The 23699-nt window shown below is 45.7% G+C and carries 17 protein-coding genes and 2 tRNA genes; 8 read left to right on the top strand and 11 right to left on the bottom strand.

The window, feature by feature from the left end; translation table 11 throughout:
• Positions 1-67 precede the first annotated feature (67 nt).
• The 4 genes from BMY75_RS10915 to BMY75_RS10900 are packed head-to-tail and all read right to left on the bottom strand — an operon-like array spanning position 68 to position 4249.
• Positions 68-1024 carry an alpha/beta fold hydrolase gene (locus BMY75_RS10915; RefSeq protein WP_074833759.1) on the bottom strand — a complete coding sequence of 319 codons (957 nt, stop codon included), beginning with the start codon at positions 1022-1024 and terminating at the stop codon, positions 68-70.
• Positions 1021-2553: an AMP-binding protein gene (locus tag BMY75_RS10910; RefSeq protein WP_074833755.1), complete on the bottom strand. Its 1533-nt coding sequence runs from the start codon at positions 2551-2553 to the stop codon at positions 1021-1023. Before BMY75_RS10910 ends, BMY75_RS10915 begins: the two co-directional genes overlap by 4 nt.
• 14 nt (positions 2554-2567) lie before the next feature.
• On the bottom strand, positions 2568-2807 hold the full coding sequence (locus BMY75_RS10905; protein ID WP_074833754.1) for an acyl carrier protein: 240 nt from the start codon (positions 2805-2807) through the stop codon (positions 2568-2570).
• A 53-nt stretch (positions 2808-2860) separates the two neighbouring features.
• The gene (locus tag BMY75_RS10900; RefSeq protein ID WP_074833752.1) at positions 2861-4249 is read right to left on the bottom strand and encodes a condensation domain-containing protein; all 1389 of its coding nucleotides are present in this window, start codon (positions 4247-4249) and stop codon (positions 2861-2863) included.
• A gap of 415 nt (positions 4250-4664) precedes the next feature.
• On the opposite strand from BMY75_RS10900, the gene BMY75_RS10895 reads away from it, so the two are divergent.
• A complete protein-coding gene (locus BMY75_RS10895) occupies positions 4665-5138 on the top strand; it encodes a DUF6985 domain-containing protein (protein ID WP_074833749.1) in 474 nt (157 codons plus the stop codon).
• A 15-nt stretch (positions 5139-5153) separates the two neighbouring features.
• Complete coding sequence (locus tag BMY75_RS10890) at positions 5154-5678, top strand: hypothetical protein (RefSeq protein WP_074833747.1); 525 nt, start codon at positions 5154-5156, stop codon at positions 5676-5678.
• Between the two features lie 54 nt (positions 5679-5732).
• On the opposite strand, the gene BMY75_RS10885 is transcribed toward BMY75_RS10890, so the two are convergent.
• The 4 genes from BMY75_RS10885 to BMY75_RS10870 all read right to left on the bottom strand — a co-directional run bounded on the left by BMY75_RS10885 (position 5733) and on the right by BMY75_RS10870 (position 9411).
• Positions 5733-6059: a hypothetical protein gene (locus tag BMY75_RS10885; RefSeq protein ID WP_074833854.1), complete on the bottom strand. Its 327-nt coding sequence runs from the start codon at positions 6057-6059 to the stop codon at positions 5733-5735.
• Positions 6056-7285 (bottom strand): aminopeptidase, encoded by a 1230-nt coding sequence (locus BMY75_RS10880; protein WP_074833745.1) that lies wholly within the window; start codon positions 7283-7285, stop codon positions 6056-6058. The genes BMY75_RS10885 and BMY75_RS10880 overlap by 4 nt, the downstream gene beginning before the upstream one ends.
• A 109-nt stretch (positions 7286-7394) precedes the next feature.
• Positions 7395-8039 (bottom strand): potassium channel family protein, encoded by a 645-nt coding sequence (locus tag BMY75_RS10875; RefSeq protein ID WP_074833743.1) that lies wholly within the window; start codon positions 8037-8039, stop codon positions 7395-7397.
• 19 nt (positions 8040-8058) lie between these two features.
• Positions 8059-9411: a TrkH family potassium uptake protein gene (locus BMY75_RS10870; protein ID WP_074833740.1), complete on the bottom strand. Its 1353-nt coding sequence runs from the start codon at positions 9409-9411 to the stop codon at positions 8059-8061.
• Positions 9412-9684: 273 nt separating this feature from the next.
• On the opposite strand from BMY75_RS10870, the gene BMY75_RS10865 reads away from it, so the two are divergent.
• A complete protein-coding gene (locus BMY75_RS10865) occupies positions 9685-10803 on the top strand; it encodes a carbamoyl phosphate synthase small subunit (protein WP_074833738.1) in 1119 nt (372 codons plus the stop codon).
• 18 nt (positions 10804-10821) lie between these two features.
• Positions 10822-14877 (top strand): carbamoyl-phosphate synthase large subunit, encoded by a 4056-nt coding sequence (gene carB / locus BMY75_RS10860; protein WP_074833736.1) that lies wholly within the window; start codon positions 10822-10824, stop codon positions 14875-14877.
• A 274-nt stretch (positions 14878-15151) separates the two neighbouring features.
• Here carB and guaA read toward each other — a convergent pair whose 3' ends face one another.
• From guaA to BMY75_RS10845, 3 genes are all read right to left on the bottom strand, one after another.
• Positions 15152-16693: a glutamine-hydrolyzing GMP synthase gene (gene guaA, locus BMY75_RS10855; protein WP_074833733.1), complete on the bottom strand. Its 1542-nt coding sequence runs from the start codon at positions 16691-16693 to the stop codon at positions 15152-15154.
• Positions 16694-16858: 165 nt separating this feature from the next.
• Positions 16859-18499 carry a PASTA domain-containing protein gene (locus BMY75_RS10850; protein ID WP_074833731.1) on the bottom strand — a complete coding sequence of 547 codons (1641 nt, stop codon included), beginning with the start codon at positions 18497-18499 and terminating at the stop codon, positions 16859-16861.
• A gap of 5 nt (positions 18500-18504) precedes the next feature.
• Positions 18505-18987 carry an RNA polymerase sigma factor gene (locus BMY75_RS10845; RefSeq protein WP_074833729.1) on the bottom strand — a complete coding sequence of 161 codons (483 nt, stop codon included), beginning with the start codon at positions 18985-18987 and terminating at the stop codon, positions 18505-18507.
• Between the two features lie 654 nt (positions 18988-19641).
• Between BMY75_RS10845 and BMY75_RS10840 the strand changes: the two genes are divergently transcribed.
• From BMY75_RS10840 to BMY75_RS10820, 4 genes are all read left to right on the top strand, one after another.
• Positions 19642-19718: transfer RNA gene (locus BMY75_RS10840), tRNA-Met, on the top strand.
• A 19-nt stretch (positions 19719-19737) separates the two neighbouring features.
• Positions 19738-19809, top strand: a tRNA-Glu gene (locus tag BMY75_RS10835).
• A gap of 533 nt (positions 19810-20342) precedes the next feature.
• Positions 20343-21908, top strand: coding sequence for an AAA-like domain-containing protein (locus tag BMY75_RS10830; RefSeq protein WP_074833725.1), 1566 nt, complete (start codon positions 20343-20345; stop codon positions 21906-21908).
• A 602-nt stretch (positions 21909-22510) separates the two neighbouring features.
• Positions 22511-23473 (top strand): hypothetical protein, encoded by a 963-nt coding sequence (locus BMY75_RS10820; RefSeq protein WP_139199806.1) that lies wholly within the window; start codon positions 22511-22513, stop codon positions 23471-23473.
• The last annotated feature ends 226 nt before the right edge of the window (positions 23474-23699 follow it).

The following is a 23699-nucleotide window of genomic DNA, read 5'->3' as shown; positions in this document are numbered from 1 at the left end:
ATTTCCAATTATTTACTAAAATTATAACACAAAAAAACGCAAATGTAAAGTCCCTGCGCGGGTTTACTCATTCCTCGATCATCCTCAGAATATCGCAGTATACCTTATGCTTTTCCTTTTCATGCAGGATATCATGGCGCATACCGTTGTACAGTTTTCCGCGTACATTGGTGTAGCCTATCTTTTTCAGCAGGTGAAGCGCACCGATGAATCGCTTTTTTGAGATAGCACATGGGTCATTCGCGCCCGAGAAGAACCTTATTGGCATATGGGGATTCTGCGGGGTATATCCGCCCGAATAAGTCAGCATTGACATTTTCAGCATCTCTTCGTAACCGCTTAGGGTGAACCTGAACCTGCAAAGCGGGTCATTGTTGTGCTCGATGACTGCGTCCCTTTCTGTGTTCGTCCAGGCGTTTTTCAAGCCCTCTTTGCGGAACTTGAATTCGTAGTTCACGCCGATTATGAGAAGATCGGCAAGCTTTGAACGTGCCTTTTTGCCCTCCAGTTGTTCAAGTGACCTCAGCAGCATCAGTCCCTGACGTATCTTGCGGGACTTCGACGGCGAACCGATAAGGCAGAGCTTGTCGATATCAGCATCGTACTTCCTGATATAGCACCTTGCCGCCAGTGACCCCATGCTGTGTCCCAGCAGAGTGATCGGCAGGTCTTTTCGACCGCATACTTCCTCGGCATAGCGCTTGACTTCCAGCGTTATCTCGTGAACATCCTCGATAAGCGCCTGATACCCGCCCTCGTAGAGATAGCCCCTATCCTGTGGATGATGTACGCTTTCGCCGTGACCGCGGTGGTCGTTGGCAATGGTCAGGTATCCGTTTGATGCAAGATACCTCATAAATGGTGCATACCGACCCTTGTGCTCGTTTTTGCCGTGTACCATCTGCACGATGCCTTTTATGCTTTTCGGGTCGGTGGGCTCTATCCTCAGCACTCGCAAGGGAAGTCCGTCAGTGCCCGAGATATGGGTGTAGGTAGTTTCGATTATATTTATAAGACTGTTCATGCGCCCTGCTCATCTCTGTAAACTTCCGCACGGATTATTTTTCTGGTGGTGTTTTTCAGGAAGGGGTACTTCCTTACAACAAGCTTTGAAAGCTGTTTGTAGGTTGGCTGCTGTTTGTTGTAATCGTTCAGTATCTTCTGAAGCGCATTCCTGATTTCTTCATCGCTCATACCTCCAGTCATATCCGGGTCGGGGAATATCCTTGCAGTCAGCAGATTGTCTTCGCCTGTAACTACAATCTCGCCGATGAGATCATTCAGCGCAAGACGGTTCTCTATTTCCTCGGGGGAGATGTTCTCGCCGTTTGAGAGTATGATAAGATTCTTCACCCTGCCGTTTATGAACAGGAAGCCGTCCTCATCGATATAGCCCTTGTCACCCGTGTGGAGCCAGCCGTCTTTGAGTGTCTCTTCCGTCTCTTTCTCCATTTTGTAGTAGCCTTTCATCACGCTGGTACTGCGTACAAGTATCTCGCCGTCTACGAATTTTATCTCAACATTGGGCAGAGGTCTTCCGATTGAACCCGGCTTGCTGTCGCCTATCTTGTTGGAGCTTATAACAGGGGAACACTCCGACATTCCGTAGCCCTCATAAACATCGATTCCGTACTTGTTAAATTCTTCTATGTAGTAGGGTTCAAGATGTGCGCCGCCTGTGAAAATGTATTTCAGGTTTTTGCCGAAGACTTTCTCTGATACCACCTCGTGCGGGATAGATGGGTCAAGAGTCCTCAGACGCTTGTAGATGGTCTCCACCATCAGCGGAACCATCAGCATGACATCGGGATTGAATATAGTCATATTCCTTACCATGTGCATCAGCGAATCATTTATGCAAAGCACAGCACCCATCCAGAAACCGTTGAGCCAGTCCATAACAAGGCAGAAACAGTGATGCACGGGCAGTACGCTCAGGAAGATGAGCCCCGGGTCCATATCGTAAAGTATGGCTTCGATATTTGTGTAAAGATTGCTCTGGGTGAGCATAACACCTTTGCTTTTGCCTGTTGTGCCCGAGGTGTAAACTATCATGGAGATATCGTCTTCATCGGGGGCAGAGGGTTCGTCAGCACCCCTGCCTGCGGCTATCAGGTCTTTGAAGGAGTCTGTGCCTTCAATGGCTTCATCAGATAGCATCCATATCTTTTTGACCTTTTTACATTTGTCCTTTATCTCGGTCGCAAGGGAAGCGAACTTAGGGTCAAGGAAAACGCCTGCGGAATCCGAACGGTCGATAAGTTCGATGAGGTCATGGGCAGGCAGTGCCGAATCAAGGGGAACAGCGGTATTGGTACTTGTCACCACAGACATATATGCTTCTATCCATTCTGCCGAATTAGTTCCTACCAGTGCGATATGTCTGTGCTCAAATCCCAGTGCATAAGCGCCCTTTTTCAGCCCGCTGATGACTTCATCAGCCTGTTTGTAGCTTATCTCCTTTATATCCTTTTTCACCAGCCAGCGTACAGCAGGGAGGTCGGCATAGTCTTTTGCACTTCTGTTCCATAGGGTGTGAATGGTCTTTTTCATGCTATCACCCCGAATCAGCCTACATACTCGTTCAGCAGGCCGATAGCATCACCTACAGTGCGTATATTGCCCAGCTTCTGTTCGTCAGCACCGAAGTCGAATTCTATATCGAACTCGTCTTCCAAGTCGCCGAGGAATGTCATAAGGTCAAGGGAGCTGAGCCCCAGGTCTTCGCGTATAGCCATTTCAGGTGTTATCTCGCCAACGTCGCCCTTGCAGTAGCGTGAAGCGATCTCTTTGAATTTCTGTTCCATAATAAACTCCTTTCGGGGGATATCCCCATTATATATAAACTTTCTTTTGTTTTTTAAACCATGTCGATTATCTCTGAAATAGTCCTGCCCGGGTCTTCGATGCCCCTGAAAAGTATGCGCATCATGTAATAGTACATCAGCTCTGCATCCTTTTCGGTCAGGTGTGCTGTCTGATAGTGGTAGGAGAAATTCAGCTTTCTGTCAGGCAGATGAGATACAGTCAGGTACATCTTCTTAGTTGCCGCACCGTTTGCGAACCACTTTACATAAAGAGGAAGCTTCTGTGCATTGGGGTCAAGATCCTGAGAAGTCATGGGCGGCTGATAGGTGAGATACACGCTGACATATGTGGTATCATCGGGGGTGTTGTAGCGCTTCTTCATCTCATCGCGGATAAACTCTGGGTCGTATCCGCTGAACATATATATGCGGTTCTGATGGTTCTGTATCTTTCTGGCGGCATCGATGAAAGTGGTATCGCCCGAAATTACTGTTCGGCAAGGGAAACACAGTGTTCTGCTTCCGCCCGAGGTCAGCTCATCATGGGTGGAGCGCCTTGATATGAAATTCTCCACCGTGATATCCTCCTGACCGCCGTTCACCTTTGAAAGATAGGTGCGTATAACCAGCAGTATCAGGTTGGTGGGGGATATCTGATTGTGCAGACAGAAATTTATCGCCCTCTGCATACTGTCAACTTCAAGCTGATAATCCTTTACCGCTACGAAAAGCTTTTTTCTCTCGATATCCGCGGCACGGAGATTCGGGTCGTTGTGTTTCCTGCGGGCTTCTTCCAGTACGGAAGTTCCCTGAATATCCGAATAAAGGGGCTCACCCAGAGTATCGAGCTCCTCGTCCCAGAAACGCTTTGCCTTTGCGTGACGCTTTTCATTCGCCGCCTTTTCAAGGTCGCTTACGAGAACCTTTTCAAAATCCGCCAGAGGAGCAGGCTCTTCATCGCCGAATTTGAAATGTTTGTAAAGGTTCATGATATCCGTAGCCATGACAGCCACACCAACCGAATCATTCAGCCTGTGATCCATATGCACGAAGAACCCTGTGTAACCCTCGGGGAGCTTTACTATGCGGAATTCGCACATGGGTATGTCGTCGCCGTCAAAGGTATCATAAGCCCAATTCTGCATGATATCGTCAGCTTCGGGCAGTGTCATGTCCCTCAGGTCGAATTCTCTGATTTCCTCGGGCTGATAGTCGGCTATGTACTGCTGAACATCTCCGTGTTCATCAGGCTTTGTGAAACGCAGTCTCAGGCACGAGTATCTCTGCTTTTCAAGTTCGATACATTTTTTCAGCAGTCCGATATCCAGTTCAGCCCCGAAAGCTGCAACTATGCTAAGTCCCGACACCTGCTGTGTGCCGTATTCCTTTATCCACCTGTAGTGCATTTTCTGCGCGGCGGTAAGTTCGTATCTCTTCTCCATGTTGTTCCTCCCGACAGTAGAATTTTATTCGCTTTTGCTTTTACGAGGTTAATTATACACCGAACCATTGACTTTGTCAATAATTAACAATGCTAAATATAACTCTCTTGTAACAGAAAATTTTTGTTATATACACATACACTATGTAAATATATGGAAATATCATTGACTTTTCTGTGATGGCAATCGTCGTAAAGTAACTGAAAATCGCTGTGATAAAACGATTTTCGATGTAAAAAACATTTTGGTTGACAGTTCAGCAAGGCTGTGCTATAATTATTTCTAAAATATATCGAAATTTAAAAATAGACACAACATTATAATGACGCTCATTTTGAGAGTGTTGTCATAATGGTTGACAAATCTTATGGTATCTGAAATGCAATTAGGCATTTATATAAAGGAGGAAACTGATATGCAAAACAATCTGCTGCTTGATCCTGAGAGATTCGAGATAGTTCATGACATCGATGATGAGGAGAAGAATAACCTTTACTGCAAAAGACTGATAGAGAAATGGACACCCGAACTTGAAAAAGAGATGCTTGAAGCATTCATCCGTTTTTACTATGATAATATGTATATGCAGTGGGGTCCTGATGACGAGGAAGAATGTAAGGAATATTGGCCTGAATTCGGTTCTCCCGCCGATCTTGTTAATTACATAGGAACAGATGTTGAGATATATGCTCTGGAAGATGCTATTTATGCAAGCAATCCCGACAGAAAAGAGGGTGATCCCCCTTATGTGTCGCAGAATGTCCCGGTATGTGTCATAATGGTTCTAAATTGTCCCTGGGATGAAGATCACGGCTGGGCGGCTGTTTTTGCAGACGAAAAATTTCTTAAAGTCGATTCCGATATCGTTGATTGTGTCTGGCTGGATTAAAAGGAGAAACCTACTATGAATGAACTATGCATGGTAATCAAAGATATGGTAAAGCCAAACTTCCTGAACATCAGGACATCTATACAGACATACGACAGAGATGCTCTGTGCTGTGGTGCGCCTTGCTGGAGATGGGCATATCATGCACTGCATTCTGCTGATAAGTGGTTTGTAAATCCATGCGTATATGATGAGCCCTCTTTCCACGAGGATGGTCTGGATAACCCTGATAAGCCTGCATCTGTGGTTTTGACAGATGAACAGCTTCTTGAATATCTCGATAGTGTTGAACAGAAAACATATGCATATCTTGATTCTCTTACAGATGAAATGCTGTATGAATGTCCCGAAAACTGCGATCATACAAGGCTGGAGCTTGTGCTCAGGCAGTTCCGTCATATCTCATTCCATACGGGTATGCTGAACGGTCAGACCGCTGTTGCCACAGGAAAATTTCCTATGTGGGTATCTCAGGCAGATAAATACGTTGATGACGGTATACTTTTCGGAAGATATCGTAAGGGACAGGTAATAAAATAATCGTCAGAACGCAACAAAATGCCCCCGAGTTTTTAAATCTCTCGGGGGCATTATTTATTCTTCTTCGTTGGTATCCAGTCCGCAGTTCAGCAGCTGTGTATAGGCTGCGTTTGCCTCCTGACTTTCCTTGCGTTCGCGCCAGGTGTCTATCTCGCTTTTTATCGCCAGCATCTCATCGACTATCAGCTCGGTCTTTTCAGGGCGGACGTAATTCACGTACCACGCCATGCGCTGTATACCCTTGGGACTGCCTATGTACTTTGCTATGGTATCCGCAAACTCGTTGGGGTAGCCTAAGGATTCCAATGCCCGCCTTAGTTCATCGCGGCAGTCAGCCCACTGGCTTCGGCTGTCGGCTGTGCTGAAAATATCCTCGTTCATGCCCATGTACCGTTGCGGAAGATCGCTTCTCTTGTACCGTCGGGTCTTATGCCGTCTATCGAGAGGTCGTCAGCACCTATCATGAAATCAACATGGATGATGGAATCGTTGATGCCGCGCTCCTTAGCTTGCTCTACTGTGAGGTCAGCACCATCGGGGAGAACTTCCTTGAAGCCCATGCCAAGGGCACAGTGACAGCAGGCATTCTCATCGAAGAGTGTTTCGTAGAACAGGAAACCGCACTGATTAACAGGGCTCTCCTTGGGTACAAGTGCGACTTCGCCCAGCATACAAGCGCAGTCGTCCATCTTTATCATCTGCTCCAGAAGCTCCTGACCTTTGCCTGCCTTGCATGATACAGCCTTGCCGTCCTTGAAAGTTATGGAGAAATCCTCGATAAGCTGGCTGTTCCACGAAAGGGGCTTCACTGCCACAAGGGTGCCCTCACATTTTCCGGCATAGGGAGAGGTGAATATCTCCTCGGTGGGTATATTGGGGATATACTCAGCGCCGTTAAGGGGATTGAGGTCTTTTGCACCCTCCCACTTAGCACCCTCTATCAGGCTGACCCTGAAATCCGTGCCGTTGGAGCTCTTGTATTCAAGGGATGAAAATCCCTGCTCATTCAGCCATGTCGCTTTATTAACGATGGTATCCATGTGAGCTTTCCAGTCGGCAACAGGGTCGTTATCCTCGCTGACGCGGGCGGTCTTCAGTATAGCTTCCCACAGCTTGTCAACAGCGTCCTCTGCATCGGGGAAACACTTCTTAGCCCACTTTTCCGAGGGGTGAGCCGCTATCACCCACTGGTGCTTGCCCTCGATGGCATTGCGGTAGGGCTTGAAAACAGCCTGTCTGCTCTGCATCACCGCTGATATCTTCTTAGGGTCGATGCCGTTCAGTGCGTCCGGGTCATCGGATACTATGAATATCCTGCAGGGCAGATCGTCCACCATCTGCTTCATTTTTGCTTCTTCCCAAGGCAGGACTTTTGCAAGGGTGTCTTCCTCGGCATACAGCAGGTCGAGCCTGTTCTGCATATCGCTTGACCAGTTCATATTGACTCTCTTAGCACCTGCTTTGTAGCATTCTTCCATAACCAGCGCTGCAAATTCGTGCTGTTCAACAGCTGCCGTCAGCTGAACTATCTGCCCGCGCTGAACGTTCGCTCCTGTCAGGACTATCAGCTGTGCGTATTTTTTCAGCAGTTTTTCAGATATTGCCATTTTATATCCTCCGTTTTCTTATTATCTATCGTTTGACCCGCCCTTGTCAGCTGACAGGAGCGGGTCAGTATTTTCATATCAAAGTTTTATTATGTGAAATTACAGATGTTTATATCCTGAAGCACTTGTTGATGTCCTTGACCTCGCCGATAACGAAAGCCACATCGCCTTCCAGCATCGGCGAATCAGGTGACGGCAGGAAAACAGAGTTCCCGCGTTTGAAAGTTACTATATTGATATTGTATTTCTTTCTGATATCAACCTGTGCAAGGGTCCTGCCGTACCAGTCCTTGGGTATCTTCAGCTCGTATATCGAGTAGTTGTTGTCCAGCTGGATAAAGTCAAGTATGGTCTCGGAAGCGTATTTTGTAGCCAATCTGATAGCAGTCTGCTTTTCGGGGTAAGCTACTTCGTCAGCGCCCACCATTCTCAGGAACTTCATCTGAACATCATTTGTAGCCCTTGCAAGAACGAACTTTGCTCCAAGCTCTTTCAGTGTGCAGGTAGTTTCCAGCGATACCTGGAAAAGTCCGCCCACAGCGACTATACAGATATCATAATTGCCTACACCCAGCGAACGCAGGAACTCAGCATCCGTGCAGTTGCCTATCCTTGCGCTGGTAACGTAGGGCAGTATCTCGTTTATGCGGTCTTCGTTGGAATCAACTGCCATTACTTCGCAGTTGAGTTCGCTCATTCTCTGGGCGATATGGGCACCGAATTCGCCCACACCTATTATCAATGCACTTGTCATATCTTTATTCTCCTTTCGGTCAGCCTACGGATATCCTTTCCATTGGCAGTTTGCTCTTTACATTTTCGGTTGAAGGAAGTGCTGCGTATATAAGTGTAAGTGGTCCTACTCTTCCGAAGAACATCAGTATCATCAGCAGTATCCTTGAAGCCAGTGAAAGTATGCTGGTTATACCAAGGGTAAGACCAACAGTTCCGACTGCCGAACCCGTTTCAAACAGGCAGGTAAGTATGGGCAGATCTTCTATACGGCTGATGACTATGCCTGTTGTTATGAACAGTGTGAGATAAGTGAACAGTATAGCTGCCGCATTTCGTACAGCTTCCTCGGGAAGTCTGCGCTTGAAGCACTGAACATCGTTTCTGCGGCTGAATACGGTTATCGCCGAGAAGAACAGCACAGCGAGAGTAGCAGTCTTCATACCGCCCGCAGTGGATCCGGGTGAACCGCCCACCAGCATCAGCATTATCATAACCAGTGTGCCTGAGCCTTCCATAGCGGCAAGATCCTGAGTGTTGAATCCCGCGGTTCTTGTTGTTACCGACTGGAACAGCGAGCTTATTATCCTGTCGCCCATAGGCAGCTTGCTGTATTCGCAGAAGTAAAAGAAAACCGCAGGTATGAATGTCAGCAGCAGGGAAGTTATAAGAACCACCTTGCTCTGAAGGCTGTATTTTTGGAGATGGTGCTTGTGGGTCTTGACATCGTTCCATACCAGAAAGCCGATGCCGCCCACGATTATCAGCAGCATTATTACTATATTTAAATAGATATTGTCATGATAGGAACAAAGTGACGAGAATGGCTCGCGTACACCCATAAGGTCAAATCCCGCGTTGCAGAATGCCGAAATCGAATGCCATACCGAGTAACCGATGCCCTTAGCAACTCCGAAATCCTTTATGAATACGGGTAAGAGCAGTATCGCACCGATAAGCTCTATCATCAAAGAAGTTTTAAGTATAAATCCTGTAAGCTTGACTATGCCGCCTACCTGTGGCGCGGATATGGAATCCTGCATGGTGCTTCGCTGTGCAAGACCAATCTTTTTACCCGAAAGCCGCATGATGGTCACACCCATTGTGACAACGCCCATGCCGCCTATCTGTATAAGCAGCAGTATTATCGCCTTGCCGAACAGCGACCAGTAAGTAGCCGTATCCCTTACCACCAGACCTGTAACGCAGGTGGCAGATACCGCAGTGAAAAGGCAGTCCGAGAATGGCGTAACAGCCCTGCTCTGCGAAGATATAGGCAGCATCAGCAGCAGTGCGCCGAGTATTATCATTCCGAGAAAACCAAATATGATTATCTGGAATGAATTAAGATGTTTGTTTGTTTTCTTTTTTTCCATATTGTTGTAACACCTCATTTTCCAAACAATTATATCATATTTCGGATTAATATGCTATTAATAATTTGTAAATAATATTAACGGCGGATGGATATGCCAAAGAGCTGGAATATATCGGTAATTCCTGTAAATGCTGCGCTGAATGAAGCATGATTGAAAAATCTTTATTTCACGCCACACTGTTTATTACCAACACAGCAAAATGAGGTATGAATGGCAGATCATAATATCTGAATTTTGTATTAAATGCCCTTTACAAATAAGTCGGGATATGATATAATAGCTTGAAGAATGTTTAAAGGAGGATTTAAAGTGCAGAAGGCATATCTAATTCTTGAAAACGGCACAGTTTTTGAGGGCAAAAGCTTTGGCGCTGTCGGCGAAGCTGTTGGTGAGATAGTATTCACTACCGCTATGACAGGCTATCTTGAGACCCTTACCGATCCCAGCTATTATGGACAGATCGTTGTTCAGACATTCCCGCTGATCGGCAATTACGGAGTTATCCCCCAGGATTTTGAAAGCAGCCGTCCCCATGTAAAAGCATATATTGTAAGACAATGGTGTCAAGAGCCCAGCAATTTCAGATGCGAGGGTGATCTTGACATTTTTTTGCGCAATAACGGCATTGTCGGTATGTACGGTATAGATACCAGACGTCTGACAAGGATAGTCAGAGAGCACGGCGTAATGAACGGTAAGATAGTTACTTCCACCGACGGTACTGTACCCGAGGAAGTAAAGAACTATAAAATAGTAGAGGCTGTAAAGAACACAACCTGCGATAAGGAAGAGACTTTCTCTCCCGAGGGTGAAGCTAAGCGCCGCGTTGTTCTGTACGATTTCGGTGCAAAGGCTAACATCGGTAGATGTCTTGTCAACAGAGGATGCGAGGTAACGGTAGTTCCCGCATACACCAAGATAGACAGGATAAAGGAACTTGCTCCCGACGGTATAATGCTGTCTAACGGCCCAGGAGATCCTGCTGAGAACGTTGAGATAATCGAAGAACTGAAAAAGATAAGTGCACTTAAAATACCGACCTTCGGTATCTGCCTTGGTCACCAGCTGCTGGCGCTTGCACACGGTGCGAAGACCGAAAAGCTGAAATACGGTCACAGAGGTGCTAACCAGCCTTGTAAGGAGACCGCAACGGGCAGAGTTTATATAACCTCCCAGAACCATGGCTATGCAGTTATCAGTGATACTCTGCCTGCGGGTGCTGAGGAGAGCTTCGTAAATGCCAACGACAACACCTGCGAGGGCGTGCGCTATACCAGCGAACCCGCTTTCTCGGTGCAGTTCCACCCCGAGGCTTGCGGAGGTCCTCTTGATACGGGCTTCCTCTTCGACCGCTTCTGCGAGTTGATAGACGAGTACAAAAATTCTCCCGAATCTGAAAATGTCTGACAGAAAGGATAGATAAAAATGCCTTTGAATAAAGAGATACGTCGTGTTCTGGTCATAGGCTCCGGCCCTATCGTTATAGGTCAGGCAGCCGAATTCGACTATGCTGGCACACAGGCTTGCCGTGCGCTGAAGCAGCAGGGTCTTGAGGTAATACTGATAAACTCAAACCCCGCAACTATAATGACCGACAACGCTATGGCGGATAAGATATATATCGAGCCCCTGACACTTGAAACAGTCAAGAGAGTTATAATCAAGGAGCGCCCTGACAGCCTGCTTTCCACACTGGGCGGACAGACAGGTCTGACCCTTTCGATGCAGCTGGCTAAGGAAGGTTTCCTCGATAAGTATAATGTTAAGCTGCTTGGCGCTAACCCCGAGACCATCGACAAAGCCGAGGACAGACAGCTGTTCAAGGATACCATGGAATCCATCGGTCAGCCCTGCATACCCTCCAAGGTAGTAAATACCGTTGAAGATGCTGTTGCTTTCTCGAAAGAGCCCGGCATCGGCTTCCCGCTTATCATCAGACCCGCATTCACACTGGGCGGTACAGGCGGCGGTATCGTTAATAATGAAGAAGAACTCATCGAGATAACCAGAAACGGTCTGTACCTCTCGCCTATCACTCAGGTACTGGTAGAGAAGTGCATCGCAGGCTGGAAAGAGATCGAGTTCGAGGTAATGAGAGACTCCAAGGGCAACGTTATAACTGTATGTTCCATGGAGAACTTCGACCCTGTTGGCGTACATACAGGTGACTCCATAGTTATCGCACCTGCTGTTACCCTTGCCGATAAGGAATATCAGATGCTGCGTTCAGCTGCGCTGAAAATAATCGACACACTGAAAGTAGAGGGCGGCTGTAACTGTCAGTTCGCACTGAACCCCGAGACTTTCGAGTATGCTGTAATAGAAGTTAACCCCAGAGTTTCCCGTTCTTCCGCACTGGCTTCCAAGGCTACGGGCTACCCCATAGCAAAGGTTGCTGCACAGATAGCAATAGGCTACACTCTCGACGAGATAAAGAATGCCGTAACAGGCAAGACCTATGCTTGCTTCGAGCCTGCGCTGGACTACGTTGTAGTTAAGCTGCCCAAGTGGCCTTTCGATAAGTTCGTTTATGCTAAGCGTGAGCTGGGCACCCAGATGAAGGCTACAGGCGAAGTTATGGCTATCGGAACAACATTCGAGCAGGCTATAATGAAGGCTGTACGTGGTGCCGAGATAGGTCATGACTGCCTTATCTCGCCCAAGATGCTTGAATTTTCCGATGATGAGATTAGATCAAAGCTGCATGAACCCAGCGACGAGAGAATGTTCGTTGTATACGAAGCACTCCGCCGCGGCGTGAGTGTTGATGAGATACACTCCATCACTATGATAGATGAGTGGTTCCTCAACAAGCTCTGCAAGCTGATAGATATGGAAAAGGAACTGGCTAAGGGCAACATTTCCAAGGAGACCTACCTTGAAGCCAAGAAGATGGGCTATCCCGATAAGGTCATAGAGCGTATCTCGGGTGAAAAGGTCAAAGAGCCTGCTCACGCAGTATTCAAGATGGTTGATACCTGCGCTGCTGAGTTTGCTGCTAATACACCTTACTTCTACTCAACCTACGATGACGAGGACGAAGCTGCTGAGTTCATCGCTGAGCAGAAGCAGAAGAAGGATACCGTAATAGTTTTCGGTTCGGGTCCTATCCGTATCGGTCAGGGCATCGAGTTCGACTATGCTTCCGTACACTGCGTATGGGCGCTGAAAGAGCATGGCTATGATGTAGTTATCGTAAACAACAACCCCGAGACAGTTTCCACCGACTTCGATACAGCTGACAGACTGTACTTTGAGCCTCTCACCAACGAGGATGTTATGAACATTATCCGCGTTGAAAAGCCTGTGGGAGTAGTTGTAGCTTTCGGAGGACAGACCGCTATCAAGCTTACAAAGCACCTGAACGAGAACGGTGTTAAGATACTGGGTACACCCCCTGATTCCATCGATGCCGCCGAGGACAGAGAGCGTTTCGACGAACTTCTCGAAGATCTGCACATCAAGCGTCCTGAGGGCTTTACCGTTATGACCTGTGACGAGGCACTGGAAGTTGCTGACAAGATAGGTTATCCTGTACTGATGCGTCCTTCCTACGTGCTTGGCGGACAGAACATGATAATCGCGTTCAACGAGGCTGATATCAAGGAGTATATGGCTATCATACTTGATCAGGGTATCGAGAACCCTGTGCTTATCGATAAGTACCTCATGGGTATCGAGCTTGAGATAGATGCTATCTGCGACGGCGAGGAAATACTTATCCCCGGTATCATGGAGCATATCGAGAGAACAGGTATCCACTCAGGTGATTCCATAGCTGTTTACCCCGCTTGGAACGTATCCGACAGACTGATCGACAAGGTAGTTGACTGCTCCAAGAGACTGGCTCTCTCCCTGAAAACAAAGGGTCTTGTAAATATCCAGTACCTGATCTATGATGATGAACTTTATGTAATAGAAGTTAACCCACGTTCTTCAAGAACTATCCCCTATATATCCAAGGTAACAGGCGTGCCTATGGTAGACCTTGCTACAAAGGCTATGCTGGGTGAAAAGCTCAGAGATATGGGCTATGGCGTTGGTCTGCACCCCAATTCGCCTTATGTGGCTGTCAAGGTACCTGTATTCAGCTTTGAAAAGCTTATCGGTGTTGATAACCACCTTGGACCTGAGATGAAGTCAACAGGTGAAGTTCTGGCAGTTTCCAGCTCACTGGAAGAATCTCTGTACAAGGGTCTGACTGCAGCGGGCTACAAGCTTGAGCAGAAGGGCGGCGTATTCATCACTGTCCGTGATTCCGATAAAAAGGAGATACCCCAGACAGCTAAGATGTTCGCTGACCTTGGCTTCACTATCTACGCTACAAAGGGTACTGCAAAGGTATTGAAAGAACACGGCATAGATGCTATCCCCGTAAACAAGATACACGAGAGCGACGAGAACACCCTCACCCTCATCGAGAGCGGCAAGGTAAATTATGTTATCTCCACATCTTCCAAGGGTCGTATCCCCTCACGTGATTCCGTTAAGATCAGAAGAAAGACAGTTGAGTGGAATATCCCCTGCCTGACTTCCATAGATACTGCAAACGCTATCGCTTCCTCCATCAGGAGCAAGTACAACGAGAGCAACACCGAGATAGTTGATATAAACAATATGCGCCGTGAAAAGACCACTCTGCACTTCACCAAGATGCATGGCTGCGGCAACGACTACGTTTACTTCAACTGCTTCGACCGCATGATAGATAACCCCGAGGGCTTTGCGCTGAATCTTTCTGACAGACATTTCGGTATCGGCGGTGACGGCGTAATACTGGTATGCCGCTCAAAGGTGGCTGACGGTCGTATGAGAATGTTCAACCTTGACGGTTCAGAGGGCAAGATGTGCGGCAACGGCATCAGATGCGTGGCTAAGTTCATGCGTGATAACGGTCTTGTTGACCGCGATCTGATGACCATTGAAACTCTGTCGGGCATCATAAAGGTGAAGCTCAGCAGACATTACGGAGAGGTAAATGGTGCTACTGTTGATATGGGCGCAGCTATCCTCGACCCGGTAAAGATTCCCTGCACTCTGCCTGCGGACGAAAACGGCATGGTAGTAAACAGAGAAGTTGAGATCGCGGGCGAGAAGCAGAACATCACCTGCGTATCCATGGGCAATCCTCACTGCATCGTATTCATGAACAATATCGACGATATGGATATCGAGAAAGTTGGTCCTCAGTTCGAGCATGACGCTATCTTCCCTGAGAGAGTTAACACCGAGTTTATCAAGGTGATAGACGCTCACACTTTGAAGATGCGTGTCTGGGAGAGAGGTTCAGGCGAAACATTTGCCTGCGGTACAGGTGCCTGCGCAGCTGTGGTAGCAGCTGTGCTGAACGGCTATTGTCCTAAGAACGAGGAAGTTACAGTAATGCTTCGCGGCGGCAACCTGAAGATACGCTACACAGACGAAACTGTATTCATGACAGGCGAAGCTGTTACCGTATTCGAGGGCGACATCAACGTTTAACTGTTCTTCGAAACATAAGTCTGCATAAAGTATTTCGTGAAAAATTGCAGACTGACATATAACAAAGCGCCCTGTCTTTTATTAGACAGGGCGCTTGCGCTATAATATTGAACGGAACTGATAACCATACACTCCGACAGCATCTGGGATTTGGAGTAGATACCGTTGGAGAAGATAACATAGTTATTGATATAATTAAAAGAGCTATCCGATTCACAACTGAATCAGATAGCTCTTATCTTTTAAAACAGAAATTTATTACCGTAGCCGATAATTATTCCCACTCAATAGTAGCGGGCGGCTTTGTAGTGATATCATAGCAAACGCGGTTGATGTTCTTTACCTCGTTAACTATTCTTCTCGAAGCAGCCTCAAGTACCTCGTAGGGGATACGGCTGAACTCGGCTGTCATGAAATCGGTAGTTTCAACAGCTCTCAGTGCCAGCGTATAATCGTATGTGCGGAAATCGCCCATAACACCAACAGAACGGTTGTTGGTCAGAACCGCAAAATACTGGTTTATGCTCCTGTCAAGACCTGCCTTTGCGATCTCCTCACGGAATATCCAGTCAGCGTCCTGAAGTATCTCCAGCTTGTCATCGGTTATCTCGCCGATTATTCTTATAGCAAGTCCGGGACCGGGGAAAGGCTGTCTCCAAACCAGTGTCTCGCTGAGACCCAGTTCCTGACCGAGCTTTCTTGTCTCGTCCTTGAAAAGCATTCTCAGGGGTTCGATGATCTCCTTGAAATCAACGTGATCGGGAAGACCGCCAACATTGTGGTGGCTCTTGATCACAGCTGCATCACCCGCACCGCTCTCGATAACATCGGGATAGATGGTGCCCTGTGCCAGAAAATCAACATGACCTATCTTCTTGGCTTCTGCCTCAAATACTCTGATGAATTCCTCACCGATGGTCTTGCGCTTTGTCTCGGGGTCTGAAACGCCTCTCAGCTTGCCCATGAACTGCTCTTTAGCATTTACGCGGACAAAATTGATGTCCCAGTCCTTGAAAGCAGCCTCAACTTCGTCGCCCTCGTTCTTTCTCATGAAACCGTGATCGACGAATATGCAGGTGAGCTGTCTGCCGATAGCCTTTGAAAGCAGTGCAGCCAGAACAGAGCTGTCAACACCGCCCGAAAGTGCCAGCAGTACCTTGCCGCTGCCGACTTTCTCGCGAATTTCCTTTATGGACTTTTCAGCGTAGTTCTCCATAGTCCAGTCGCCTGTGCAGCAGCATACATCTTTAAGGAAGCTGTCCAGCATTTTAACGCCGAACTGTGTGTGGTTTACCTCGGGGTGGAACTGTACCGCATACAGCTTCTTCTCCTCGTTGAACATAGCAGCACAAGGGCAGTTTGAAGTGTGCGCCGCTACCTTGAATCCCTCGGGTACTGCGGATATGAAGTCGGTATGGCTCATCCAGCTTATTGCACTTTCGGGTATCTCAGCATCAGCAAAAAGAGCACATTTCTTGTCATAGAAAGTCTCTGTCTTACCGTATTCCGATACCTTGCAGGTCTCGACCTTGCCGCCCAGAACATGAGCCATCAGCTGTGAACCGTAGCATATGCCCAGCACGGGGATACCAAGTTCAAAAATCTCCTTGGGAACGCTTGGTGCATCTTCACCGTAAACGCTCTGAGGACCGCCGGTGAAGATAATGCCCTTCGGCGAGAGCTTTTTTATTTCATCTATGCCTATCTTGTTGTACGGCTTGACCTCGCAGTAAACGTTACATTCACGCACACGTCTTGCGATGAGCTGATTGTACTGTCCGCCGAAGTCAAGTATGAGAACATATTCATTGGTCATAGCGCAAACCTCTTTCCTGAAAAAATATATTTTAATTATATCACATAGCCTGCCTGTTTGCAAGTGGTATAATGTTAATTTTTTAAAATGGGGTTCACAGGTGAAATGAGTTTTTTAATAGTAAAAGTGGGGGCTGCAATATGCTTCACAGCTCCCCACTCTCTGTTACTGAACGTTTACAGATTTTTCGCCCTCTGTTTCTTCCTTTGGTACTACGAACTTTCCGGTGCTGACATACAGCGTCACATTCTTTCCGCGCTCGTATGCGCATTCGGATTCGTCTTCACCTTCAGGGTCGGTGTCTGCTACAGTTCCCTTGGGATATATTCCGGAGTTTATTGATTCTATAGTTGTGCTAAATCCCAAAGATTCGAGTTCTGATACAGCTTCATTTACGTTTTTGCCCCTGACATCGGGAAAGATAATCTTTTGTCCTAGCGGTCCTTGGCTGATATTTATAGTAACATAACGTCCGAATTCGCTGTCTGCTCCTGCTGCGGGTTCGGTAGATATAACAGTACCCTTGGGAACGGTATCTGAGAACATCTCGTACAATTCTGTGTGAAGTCCAAGCGAAACCAGTTCTTCTGAAGCTTCGTCAGGATCTTTGCCTGCAACATCGGGAATGGTCACGGTCATTTCATTCATTTTGTTCTCATCTGGGTAAACAAAGCGTTCGTTTTTATGTTCACCATTTTCATCTGCTTCATCTTTGAACACCTGAACATAAACCTTCTCCACACCGTTTACATTACCTTTGCTGTCATGTGTGAATTTAATAACAAAATTGTTGCTGTCCTTGCGCAGCTGCATAGTCATGCTGCCCTCGTTCATAAGAGCCTGAGCGAATCTCATTTTATCGTTTTCTTCAATATCCTCTCTCACATGATCATCCGTCATATAAAGGTACTCATGTTCAACGGCAGTCATGTTTAAACTGTCTATCGCAAATCTTTCTCCGTTTTCATTGTAGTATTTTATAGCTTCTTCTGCTTCTTCATAAAGCTTCTTTGCACATGAACTGTCATATTTGAATTGTTTTGCTATGCCGTTTTCAATGATACCACCTTGTGAGCCGTATGGCGGATAGGAGTAAAATGTTTTATGTTCAGCATCCAGGTAGATATACACATAGTTTATCTGTACGACTTTCTTGCCGTTCTCATCAAACATGAAGTCCACAGCATAATCATACTGTGAAATGTCCAGATCACAGCCTTCTGAATACTTGCTGATTGTAGCTGCAAATTCCAAAACAGAGCATTTTCCGTCCTCGTGTGTTATCTCACTCTCTTGTGACTGTTTTACCATTTCAGAGGTTATCATCTTCTCCTCGCCGAGAACAAGCTCATAGTCTAAAGCTTTAATATCAGCTAAAGCTTCGCAAGCTGAATTGTATATTGTTTTTGTAGCTGATAGTGTGGACTTATCGACATCGGCGATGTATCCTTCTTTTTGGGAGTATTCTTTTACCGAATCTTCACTGTCTGTTGTAGAATTATCCTCTTCATGACTTGCAGGAGTCATATGCGACCTTTCGATATACTGATCTCTTGCCAGCTTCATTCCGCCCATAACAGCCACAACAGCTGCCGCAGCGATGACCGCACCTGTTCTCCACTTGCTGCGAACCATTATTCGACCGCCGTTTTCGTATACTTTATTATCATTCATACCAATGACCTCCGTTTTATCTTCCATGCTGTCCGCATACCGAGGAAAGCGCTCACCGAGCGCAGCTTTAAGCTCGGCTTTTTTATCTTCGGAAAGCTTTGTCTTGCCGTACATATTTTTAATTGCGCTCAAATTGCTCACTCCTCTCTGTAGTCCGAAAGCACGTCCCTGAGTCTGTCACGCGCCCTTTTCAGCCTCGAGACCACAGTCCCTTTCGGCAGACTCAGTATCCGCGCTATCTCCTCTGTTTTGTACTCCTCATAATAGTAAAGATAAACGATGGCTCTGTATTTTTCGGGAAGCTTATTCACCGCCCGTTTAACATCAAGCTCGGCTTCAGTCCACCCGAATTCGGTTTTATGTACATCTTCAAGAGCGGAAGTTCGCTTCCACCTGAAAGCCTTCCGTATGTCCTTGCATCGGTTGATAGCAGTGCGCAGAAGCCAGGCTTTAAGATGTTCAGCTGTATCGATATCAAGTTCCTCGCAAACCGAAAAATACTTCATCAGCACATCGCTGACTACGTCCTCAGCCTCATGCGTATCACCGAGATACGCATAAGCCGCACGGTAGATGTGGTCGGCATAATTATCAACCACTTCTTCAATGCACATCGTCATATCTTCACCTCCCCGCGAGCAGTAATGAAAGCTTTCACCTATAAAACGAATGTCATCAGTGTTTGATTGCATTATTTGAAAAAATTTTTTTCAGCCCCTAACAGCATAATACCGGCAGGGAAGAGCTGTCCGCACAAAATAAAAACTAATCTGCATGACACAGCTTGAACTTCAACAGTAATTGAAACCGTATCCGTCGATCTCCCAAATGACCGATCATCACATTTCCTGTAGAGTTTCTGCGATGTGTACGGCATTAATTATATCACATTATAATATTATTATCAAGAAAAACATCATCGGTTATGTTGTCTGGGATTTGCTGAACAAAAAAGCGTTTATCATTTGATTGTCTTTCTTTTATAAAAAAGAAAACGAAGACCTATCTAGCAAAAAAATAGATCTTCGTTGAAGACTTTTTTCAAAATATATGAAGCTCTCAGCAGAAAAACGGAAAAATAACTGAGAAAACGGTAGTTCAAAAGCAAAATATCGGTTGAAAATCCTATGCTTTTGAACTTGAAATACAAAATTAATGCAAAAAGTGCAGTAAAATAGTATATGTATACAAAGCTGAAATTTTTCTCGAAAAACTATTGACAACTGCGTTTATTTGGTGTATAATAAACAAGTCGTTACGGGAGATAACAAAATGGCGGTATAGCTCAGTTGGCTAGAGCACTTGGTTCATACCCAGGGTGTCACCGGTTCAAATCCAGTTACCGCCACCACTTATCTCCCGTATATTATGGCCCGTTGGTCAAGAGGTTAAGACGACGCCCTTTCACGGCGTAATCATGGGTTCAATTCCCGTACGGGTCATATCAACAGAAAGCTTCAAAACAGCGCAGATACGTTGTTTTGAAGCTTTTCTTTTTTTGCTTACAAGTCAAAAACCTCTTATTTACCTCTTATTGCAAAAATACGATTTTGTAAGAACACATTGGTCTTGAATCACAGAGTTAAACAGCATATCTGGTTTGGATACATATAACTAGAATATGTAAAATTAAAGCTCTTCTTGAGGCATTCTTCAAGAAAAGCTTTTTGCTTGGAAATTTATTTGTTACATGAATTGGCAAACATTATTTCTTATGAATTTGAATATCTATTGCATTATCCTCGCTTCTGATTTCATAAATATATTCGGGCAGTCCATATACATTAACACTTCTTCAAGGCTAAGGCTGGATATCTTAGCAATCTTTTCAAGTGAAAGAGTATCATCTTAGATCATTGCGACAGTGATTTTCTGTTTATTATAATAAACAGCTTTATTATTTCCTTTATTGACTAAACACTCCAAACGTGCTATAATAATACCAATAAGACATCACAGCAAGGAGGCGAAAACAGTGCCGAAAAAATTCAATATCACAGGCAACTGCATACCAGACAGGCATTATATGGTAGACCTGACGAGCAGGCTTGAACAGATAAAAGCGCAGGTCGATGACGGGCAGTATCTTGTCATAAACCGTGGCAGGCAGTATGGTAAGACCACAATGCTTCGTGCTCTGGCAAAGTTCCTTGCCGATGAATACTATGTGTTATCGCTGGATTTTCAGATGCAGATGAGCAGTCAGAAATTTGAGAGCGAGAATATTTTTTCTGTCACACTTGCTAAGATCATCATCAGGGCTTTCAGACAGCTCGGTATTGACAGGCAGTTTGAAAAAGAAATAAACGACATTGGTTCCGATATTGCTTATATGAAAGAGAATTATGGACTGGTCGATCTTTTTATTTCGCTGAATGATATATGCGCTGCTTCCGACAAGCCTATCGTGCTTATGATAGACGAGGTGGATCAGGCATCGAATAATCAGGTCTTTCTCGATTTTCTGGCGCAGCTGAGGGGCTATTATATAAACCGTGATGTTTCTCCGACGTTCCATTCGGTCATACTTGCGGGCGTTCATGACATACGCAATCTCAAACAGAAGATACGTCCCGATGAAGCGCACAAGCACAACAGCCCATGGAACATAGCATCGAGTTTTGATGTGGATATGGATTTTTCGCCTGCGGACATTTCAACAATGCTGAGCGAGTATGAGAATGACCATCATACCGGAATGGATATCGACAGACTGGCGCAGCTGATCTACGATAACACCTCGGGTTATCCGGTGCTTGTATCGACTATTTGCAAACACATTGACGAACAGATACATGAATGGGATGAGCATGGTGTTACGGAGGCAGTAAAGCTGCTTATCAACAGTTCTTCGCCGCTTTTTGATTCTTTGATAAATAAGCTGGAGGATAACAAACAGCTCAGAAACATGGTCTATGATATCCTGATAAACGGCAGGACTTTCATTTACGGACCTGACAGCGAAGTTACACGTGAGGCGGAAATGTATGGCTTTGTCACCCGCTGTGATACTCATGTTGCGATAGCAAACAGGATCTTTGAAACAAGATTGTACAACTGGTTTATTTATGACACAGTGGCTGACAATGACAAGAAGGATTGGTCTGCGGACAAGAACCGTTTCATCACAAACGGCAGACTGAACATGAAGCTTGTGCTTGAGAAGTTTGTCACACATTTTGATGACCTTTACGGTGACTCCTCCGAGAAGTTTCTTGAAGAGGACGGCAGACGTTTCTTTCTGCTGTACCTGCGCCCGATCATAAACGGAACAGGCAACTATTATGTTGAAGCACGGACACGAAATGATCGTCGCACAGATGTAATAGTTGACTACAAGGGCGAACAGTTCGTTATCGAAATGAAGATCTGGCGTGGAGATGAGTACAATGCCAGAGGTGAACAGCAGTTAACGGAGTACCTTGATTATTATCATATCGACACGGGTTACTTGCTGAGTTTCTGTTTTAACAAGAGTAAAAATGTCGGCGTGAGTGAACTGAAGATCGGTAAAAAAACGATCATAGAAGCCCTTGTCTGATTTACGCCCAAACCCCAAAAACATGATAATAAATACATGGTTTTATGCGTATTGTGGTGCCTCAAAACAACGTAATATCGGCTTTTATTAGAATATGACAGGGTATGATCTTGGGAGCATTTTTCTCTGTACGATGAAGAGTATTGACTAATAAACGGCGTAAATATGCGGCCTTTATGACCTGACAATCAAGATTTACGACCAACTTACGACCGAATTATTGAGGACGCGTTTGATATGAAAAATAAGATCCCGAAGCTGACTTGCGTGGTTGGCTTCGGGAGTTTTGTTATTATGAAACATGGTTATCCTGTCATCCGAAATATTCACCAAATCGAGAAGATCGAGAGCGACAATGCCTAGGGATATAAGAAACCGTTGGCTCAGAAGTAATTTCATGTTTTTGAAACATACGATCCTGAAAGCGGTCAGCTGGTCTGGACGCACAAGGTCATTTCGAACTTCAAAGCTATGATCGCAGGAACATACCACGTTAATGAAAAGATGGTGAGCTTGAAATGTATAAAACCGTTAATGATGTTGAACGCAGTGGAAAGAAAGCTGACTTGAAAGGGCAATGGCTGGAAGAATGGAAACATTATATGGAAGAAGGTTTTCCCTCTTTTGTTGGAGATAAAGATGCTGTTCTTCATTGGTACAATGTCCAAGAGCTTCATGATGCAATTAGTGCAAATTCTCCCGAGCATACTTGGTTCAGGCTTGTGCTGTTGGAAACAATGCTATTTGAACCTTATTATCCTCTCAGCACTGAGATCGACAAGAAGGGAAATGAAGTTCCGAGTACAAAGTATAAGGAACTACATCTGCCGTTGGTTGGCTATAGTAAATCAGATGGTGACAAGTTCCTTGATGGCTTTTTCAATGAGAGCTTTTACCAGAAAGGCTATATCGCAAGACTTAGGAAATGCCACGATAAGGTTATCCGTGAATTGAATGAAGTGTTGAAGAACGCTATCAAGAGTATTACTATCACTGCGGGAGTAGCCATTGTAACTATCGCAACCGCAGTAGCGTTTGCTCCTGCTATTGCCGTGGCTCTTGTAGGCTCTAATTTTGCAGGATTAAGCGGAGCTGCACTAACAAGTGCCTGCCTTGCATATCTTGGCGGTGGAGCGATTGCCGCTGGTGGATTAGGTATGGCAGGCGGTACAATGGCTATTTTAGGTGGCGGTGCTGTGCTCGGACTTGGAGTGGGAGCCGGTATCGGCGGAGCAGTTGGTGCTGCAGGTGTTCTCGGAAAGAAAGATACGATCCTGCAATCGGCAAAGCTCATGGTTTCTGTTCGGGAAATATTCCTTAATGACGAACATGATGTGGAATACTCAAATACAGTATATGAGCAGTATGTTCAGAACATAGCCGATATAGAAAAAGGACTTGTAGAACTCAGACTTAAAGCCGATGTCGCTGACAAGGAAGAAAAGAAACAACTCAAAAAGCAGATAAAGAACACCGAGGAAGCTGTACAAGCTATGAAAATCGCTATGAAGAGTATGAACAAGTTCAACAGCTCTTTTGCTCTTGGTGAAAGCGTATCTGAATAATACTATTGATTGTCTCATTTGTGAGTACCTCTTACAATATGGGCATGTATAGAGAATCGGCAAACTCGGCGGTCTGTAAAACCGTGCACTCGATCTCGGCACTATTTAGCTTGACCGACAGAAGGCGTATAGTGAAGATCTTTTTTAAGGAGTACACGAAGAACAGATCAAAGTCTGAAATAATTTTTTCTTTCCCCCTAACCAACTCATGACTTCTGCATTATAC

This window comes from Hominimerdicola alba (assembly GCF_900109655.1).
Taxonomy (GTDB): Bacteria; Bacillota; Clostridia; order Oscillospirales; family Ruminococcaceae; genus Hominimerdicola; species Hominimerdicola alba_B.
This window is presented reverse-complemented; position numbering and strand designations above follow the sequence as displayed.

What these genes read in the sequence shown, in the direction of transcription:
- BMY75_RS10870 (WP_074833740.1), bottom strand. Translation starts at nt 9,411, where the DNA reads ATGAGGTGTTACAACAATATGGAAAAAAAGAAAACAAACAAACATCTT.
- BMY75_RS10865 (WP_074833738.1), top strand. Translation starts at nt 9,685, where the DNA reads ATGTTTAAAGGAGGATTTAAAGTGCAGAAGGCATATCTAATTCTTGAA.
- BMY75_RS10905 (WP_074833754.1), bottom strand. Translation starts at nt 2,807, where the DNA reads ATGGAACAGAAATTCAAAGAGATCGCTTCACGCTACTGCAAGGGCGAC.
- BMY75_RS10875 (WP_074833743.1), bottom strand. Translation starts at nt 8,039, where the DNA reads ATGACAAGTGCATTGATAATAGGTGTGGGCGAATTCGGTGCCCATATC.
- BMY75_RS10915 (WP_074833759.1), bottom strand. Translation starts at nt 1,024, where the DNA reads ATGAACAGTCTTATAAATATAATCGAAACTACCTACACCCATATCTCG.
- BMY75_RS10880 (WP_074833745.1), bottom strand. Translation starts at nt 7,285, where the DNA reads ATGGCAATATCTGAAAAACTGCTGAAAAAATACGCACAGCTGATAGTC.
- carB (WP_074833736.1), top strand. Translation starts at nt 10,822, where the DNA reads ATGCCTTTGAATAAAGAGATACGTCGTGTTCTGGTCATAGGCTCCGGC.
- BMY75_RS10900 (WP_074833752.1), bottom strand. Translation starts at nt 4,249, where the DNA reads ATGGAGAAGAGATACGAACTTACCGCCGCGCAGAAAATGCACTACAGG.
- BMY75_RS10820 (WP_139199806.1), top strand. Translation starts at nt 22,511, where the DNA reads ATGGAAGAAGGTTTTCCCTCTTTTGTTGGAGATAAAGATGCTGTTCTT.
- BMY75_RS10890 (WP_074833747.1), top strand. Translation starts at nt 5,154, where the DNA reads ATGAATGAACTATGCATGGTAATCAAAGATATGGTAAAGCCAAACTTC.
- guaA (WP_074833733.1), bottom strand. Translation starts at nt 16,693, where the DNA reads ATGACCAATGAATATGTTCTCATACTTGACTTCGGCGGACAGTACAAT.
- BMY75_RS10845 (WP_074833729.1), bottom strand. Translation starts at nt 18,987, where the DNA reads ATGACGATGTGCATTGAAGAAGTGGTTGATAATTATGCCGACCACATC.
- BMY75_RS10895 (WP_074833749.1), top strand. Translation starts at nt 4,665, where the DNA reads ATGCAAAACAATCTGCTGCTTGATCCTGAGAGATTCGAGATAGTTCAT.
- BMY75_RS10885 (WP_074833854.1), bottom strand. Translation starts at nt 6,059, where the DNA reads ATGAACGAGGATATTTTCAGCACAGCCGACAGCCGAAGCCAGTGGGCT.
- BMY75_RS10910 (WP_074833755.1), bottom strand. Translation starts at nt 2,553, where the DNA reads ATGAAAAAGACCATTCACACCCTATGGAACAGAAGTGCAAAAGACTAT.